Below are 4,800 nucleotides of genomic sequence, written 5' to 3' on the forward strand. Positions count from 1 at the left end.
CGCAACGTGGTGCGCAATCCCAAGGCGATCCGCGCATAGCCAAAGGCATTGGCGAAGGCGAGCGCCAGGAAGGTCGTCTCGAAGATCAGCATCTGCGTCCAGAAATCGGCGTGCCGGTCGAGGAACTGCGGCAGAAAGGCGACGAAGAAGGTGATGCTTTTCGGGTTGAGCGCGGTGACCAGCCAGGCGTGCGCCATCATCTTGGCCGAGGAGACCGCGTCGGTGCGCGGTTCGGCTTTCAGCGCGCCGCCGGCGCGAAACAGTTTCACGCCGAGATAGATCAGATAGCCGGCGCCGATCAGCTTCAGGATGGTGAAGACACCAGCCGAAGCTGCCAGCAGCGCGCCGATACCCAGCATCGACAAGGTCATCGCGGTGAAGTCGCCCAGCGCCACGCCGATTGCCATCGGCAGAGCGGTACGCCAGCCCTGGCCCAGCGCGTAGGACACGACGAGAAGGATGGTCGGACCCGGAATGATGAGGAGGATCGTCGACGCGGCGGCGAAGGCGGCCCAGTTTTCGAAGGACATGCTCGTCTCCCTTGAGCTTAAAGAAGAGGATAAATCCTTAGGCCCAGGAGAATGTAAAGAGGCGATTTCCCTGACTGCGCCAGCGGCAGATCGGTGTCAGTTCGCGCCGCTCAGCGTGCTCACGATATCGGCCAGGCTGACATTGGCACCGAGAACGGTTGCCGCCGCGACAATGGCAGCGGCAAAAAGCTTGATGTCGGTTTTTAAGATCTTGCACATGGAGGCCCCTCGCTGATGGTTTGAGGAGTAGGAAACGCCGGCCCGACCGAGGTCTCTTTGTGCAGCAGCCTTCGTTCAAGCCCAGGCAAGAAGGTCGGACATCGTCAAGGCCATGCGCAAATGCAGGCTGTGCAATGTCTTCACGCTTTATCAACCATGAATGATGAAAATGCCCGCTATCCGGCCGGACCGTGCTTCCCGCCGACAGCGTAGGGTCTGGGTATATGCGTGAGTTGCCGCAAGGTCTGACGCCGCCGCGAAATGGCGACGCAATCGAAACCGATCATCATCTTTCCCGCCGCGCCATCCTGTCCGGGGCAGGGGCGCTCGCGCTGCTGAGCGCCGCCGGTTGCTCGACCTCGGGCTTGGGTCTGCCGGAGCTCGAGCTCGACGACGTCACCACGGGTTCCGTGCGGCCGATCCGGCCAAGCATCAGCGTCGACAAGAACATCACCAGCCCCGGCGTCATGTATGCCGGGCTGACCGACGGCGGCTTCAACGTGCCGGAAGTGCCATATCTGAAGGTCAAGCCGGAATTCCGCCGCCAGATCGTCGTCGACACGACAGGCGAGGCGCCCGGCACCATCGTCGTCCATCTCAAGGAGCGCATGCTCTATCTCGTCCAGCCGGGTGGCGACGCCATTCGCTACGGCGTCGGCATCGGCAAGGATGGCTTCCGCTGGTCGGGTCGCGCCAACATCCAGTACGGCAGGGAATGGCCGACCTGGACGCCGCCGCCAGAGATGATTGCCCGCAAGCCTGAACTGGTGAAATGGCAAGCCGGACAGCCCGGCGGCCTCACCAATCCGCTCGGCGCGCGTGCCCTCTACATCTACCAGGACGGCAAGGACACCGGCTATCGCATCCACGGCTCGCCCGAATGGTGGAGCATCGGCCAGGCGATGTCGTCGGGCTGCGTGCGCCTGATCAACCAGGACATCATCGACCTCTACAGCCGCGTCTCCAAGAAAAATCCGGTCGTCGTCGTCTGACGCTTATGCGGCGTGTTGGCGCCGCTCGAAACTCCCGTTGCGCGATGCGGCAAGACAGGCCAAGGTGCCTTGAAAACCATCGCGCCGGGAGAAATCAAGCATGGCTGGAACGTTTGTCATCGCGCAGGGCGGCGGCCCAACCGCCGTCATCAACCAGACGGTTGTCGGGGCGACACTGGAGATCCGCAAGCGGCATCCAGGTGCCAAGGTGCTGGGCTCAATCCATGGCGTGCGCGGCATCCGTGACGGCAATTATGTCGACCTTTCCGCCATCCCCGAGGACCGGCTGCGGCTGATTGCCGGCACGCCGAGCGCCGCCCTCGGCTCGACCCGCGACAAGCCCGACGCCGCCTATTGCGATGTCATCCTCAACGGCCTGAAGAAGGCCGGCGCCGACGCCTTCATCTATATCGGCGGCAACGACACGTCGGGTACCCAGCAGATCCTGACCGATGCCGCCGGCGGCTCAATTGCCTTCGTCCATGCGCCAAAAACCATCGACAATGATCTCGAGGAAAACGACCACACGCCGGGCTTCATTTCGGCGGCCGAGTTCGTCGCCGGCGCCTTCCTGTCGGTCGATCTCGATTTTCGTGCGCTGCCCGGCATCTATGTCGGCATCGTCATGGGCCGGCATGCCGGCTTCCTGACCGCGGCTGCCGCTGCCTGGCAGCTCGACCCCGACAGCGGCCCGCACCTCGTCTACGTGCCCGAGCGCCCATTCTCGGCCGCCGGCTTCATCGACGACGTCCGCGCCACGCTCGATCGCCACAAGCGCTGCATCGTCGCCGTTTCGGAAGGGGTCAGCACCGCCGACGGCAAGGCACTGGTCGAAAGCCTGGTGCCGCCGGACCAGCTTGAGCGCGACGCGCACGGCAACGTCAAGCTGTCGGGCAGCGACCTGCCGGCCGCACTCGAGCGCGCGTTGGCGGAAGGCCTGCCGGGCAAGCGGGCCCGCGTCGATGCGCTCGGCTACATGCCGCGCGGCTATATCGGCGCCATCAGCGCGGTCGACGCGCAGGAGGCGTTCGATGCCGGCGCTTTCGCCGTCACCGTCGCCGAACAGGGCGGCGGCTCGGTGGCCCTGCAATATGACGGCACCAGAACGGTGCTGAAGAAAGTGCCGCTCAAGAACGTCGCCGGCAAGACACGCCACATGCCGGACGATTTCATGAAGCCCGATGTCAATCAGCTGTCGGATGCCGGCATGGCCTATCTCAAGCGGCTGGTGCCGGAAAAGTACAAGGTCGGGAAGCCCTTCGTCTGATGCCGGGCTCACACTTGATGCCCGGCTCACAGGTGATGCCCGACTGGTTCAGCAGGAGCGTCGTCGACGACAAGACGACGATGCTGACCGAGCCCTTCGTCCATGCCTATGTTCGGGCCAATATCTGGCATCTGCGCGGTCGCGATGCCGACCTGCTCGTCGACACCGGCATGGGCATCTGTCCGCTGGCGCCGCAGATCGAGACGGCGGAGGGCAAGCCGCTGCTGGTCGTTGCCACCCACATCCATCTCGACCACGTCGGCTCGCTGCATGAATTCCCGTTGCGGGCCGGGCCAAGGATGAGCGCGGCTCGGTTCGAGACCATGGATGAGGCCGCGACCTACGCCTACATGTTTCATGACCTCGAGGGTGCCGTCTCGAAACCGCCGGCGCCTGGATGGAAGTCGGCCGACTACAGGATCCCGCCCGCGCCGTTGACGCGAACCCTGGACGAGGGCGATGTCGTCGATCTTGGCGACCGGCAATTTCGCGTGCTGCATTTGCCGGGCCATTCACCGGATTCGATCGCGCTGTTCGACGAGGTCGACGGCCTGTTCTTCAGCGGCGATGCCATCTATGACGCCATGCTGATCGACGACCTGCCGGATTCCGACCGAGCCGCCTATGTCAGCACGATGCGGCGCCTGCTGGACCTGCCGATCCGCATCGGTCATGGTGGACACGGACCGAGCTTCGACGGCAAGCGCATGCGCGAGATTGCCACGGCCTATCTCGAGCGAAGCGCCGGTGGCTGAGGCTCCAGCGAGACAGCAAGGTGCCGCCCGACGACTTTGCGGCCCTGCCGCCGTGCGGATATTAAATCTTCGTAAGGTCGCCCTAAAACCCTAAATCGGGCGAATCCGCGCCCTAGATGCAAGGCCGTCGATCCGGTTGGCTGCCATGTAGGCGAGACGGGCAATTGCGACCTCGACACGCCGATGACCGATTTCCCCGCACGGGAGAGGCCACGGCGCTGGATCAACTCTCGCCCGGACAAACGACCATGTCAGATATCCTTCGTAGGCATCGCGTCGCGGCCTTGCTGGGCGCTGCGCTGATCATATCCCCCTTCGTCATGTCTTTCGCCCAAGGCGAGGGCAACACCATTCCGACAACCCAGACGCCTGTCGCCGGCATCACCGCGCCCAATGGCTCGTTCGCCCCCATCGTTGCCGCCGACAAGCCGGCGGTGGTGACGGTCACCACCGTCATGAAGGCACAGCCTGAAACGATGAGCGATGCATCTCCTTTCGACGGCGGCTCGCCCTTCGATGACTATTTCCGCCAGTTCTTCGGTGACCAGGGCATGCCGACGCCCAAGACGCCGCCGCAACAGCAACCGCAGCGCGCCGAGGCGCTGGGTTCCGGCTTCATCGTCGGCGCGGATGGCACCGTCGTCACCAACAACCACGTCATCGATGGTGCTTCTTCGATCAAGGTGACGCTCGACGACGGCACCGAACTTCCGGCCAAGCTTGTCGGCCGCGATGCCAAGAACGATCTCGCCGTACTCAAGGTCAAGTCAGACAAACCCCTGCCGACCGTCAAATGGGGTGATTCCGACAAGCTCATGCCAGGCGACCAGGTGCTGGCCTTCGGCAACCCGTTCGGCATCGGCACCACCGTCACGGCAGGTATCGTCTCGGCGCGCGGCCGTGACCTGCATAGCGGCCCGTTCGACGATTTCATCCAGATCGACGCGCCGATCAACCACGGCAATTCCGGCGGTCCGCTGGTGGATGTCGCCGGCAATGTCGTGGGCATCAACACGGCGATCTATTCACCCAATGGC

The 4,800-nt window shown here is 63.9% G+C and carries 6 protein-coding genes; 4 read left to right on the plus strand and 2 right to left on the minus strand.

Annotated elements, in window-relative coordinates; all coding sequences use genetic code 11:
- Together EN906_RS23300 and EN906_RS38845 are read right to left on the minus strand one after the other, a co-directional pair.
- The coding region (locus tag EN906_RS23300) for a LysE family translocator (RefSeq protein ID WP_164777302.1) at window positions 1-530 on the minus strand (530 nt) is incomplete at its 3' end.
- Between the two features lie 96 nt (window positions 531-626).
- Complete coding sequence (locus EN906_RS38845) at window positions 627-749, minus strand: hypothetical protein (RefSeq protein ID WP_127270199.1); 123 nt, start codon at window positions 747-749, stop codon at window positions 627-629.
- A 224-nt stretch (window positions 750-973) separates the two neighbouring features.
- On the opposite strand from EN906_RS38845, the gene EN906_RS23310 reads away from it, so the two are divergent.
- From EN906_RS23310 to EN906_RS23325, 4 genes are all read left to right on the plus strand, one after another.
- On the plus strand, window positions 974-1,741 hold the full coding sequence (locus tag EN906_RS23310) for a L,D-transpeptidase (RefSeq protein WP_127270201.1): 768 nt from the start codon (window positions 974-976) through the stop codon (window positions 1,739-1,741).
- A 100-nt stretch (window positions 1,742-1,841) separates the two neighbouring features.
- The gene (locus EN906_RS23315; protein ID WP_127270203.1) at window positions 1,842-3,008 is read left to right on the plus strand and encodes a diphosphate--fructose-6-phosphate 1-phosphotransferase; all 1,167 of its coding nucleotides are present in this window, start codon (window positions 1,842-1,844) and stop codon (window positions 3,006-3,008) included.
- Between the two features lie 35 nt (window positions 3,009-3,043).
- Window positions 3,044-3,763, plus strand: a complete 720-nt coding sequence (locus tag EN906_RS23320) for an MBL fold metallo-hydrolase (protein WP_127270210.1) — start codon at window positions 3,044-3,046, stop codon at window positions 3,761-3,763.
- Between the two features lie 248 nt (window positions 3,764-4,011).
- On the plus strand, window positions 4,012-4,800 hold a 789-nt coding region (locus tag EN906_RS23325), incomplete at its 3' end, for a trypsin-like peptidase domain-containing protein (RefSeq protein WP_127375406.1).

The sequence above is a fragment of the Mesorhizobium sp. M7A.F.Ca.CA.004.06.1.1 genome (genome assembly GCF_003999135.1).
Classification (GTDB): Bacteria; Pseudomonadota; Alphaproteobacteria; order Rhizobiales; family Rhizobiaceae; genus Mesorhizobium.

Excerpts from the sequence above, each read along its gene's own strand:
- EN906_RS23315 (WP_127270203.1), top strand. The coding sequence starts at position 1,842 with ATGGCTGGAACGTTTGTCATCGCGCAGGGCGGCGGCCCAACCGCCGTC.
- EN906_RS23320 (WP_127270210.1), top strand. The coding sequence starts at position 3,044 with ATGCCCGACTGGTTCAGCAGGAGCGTCGTCGACGACAAGACGACGATG.
- EN906_RS38845 (WP_127270199.1), bottom strand. The coding sequence starts at position 749 with ATGTGCAAGATCTTAAAAACCGACATCAAGCTTTTTGCCGCTGCCATT.
- EN906_RS23310 (WP_127270201.1), top strand. The coding sequence starts at position 974 with ATGCGTGAGTTGCCGCAAGGTCTGACGCCGCCGCGAAATGGCGACGCA.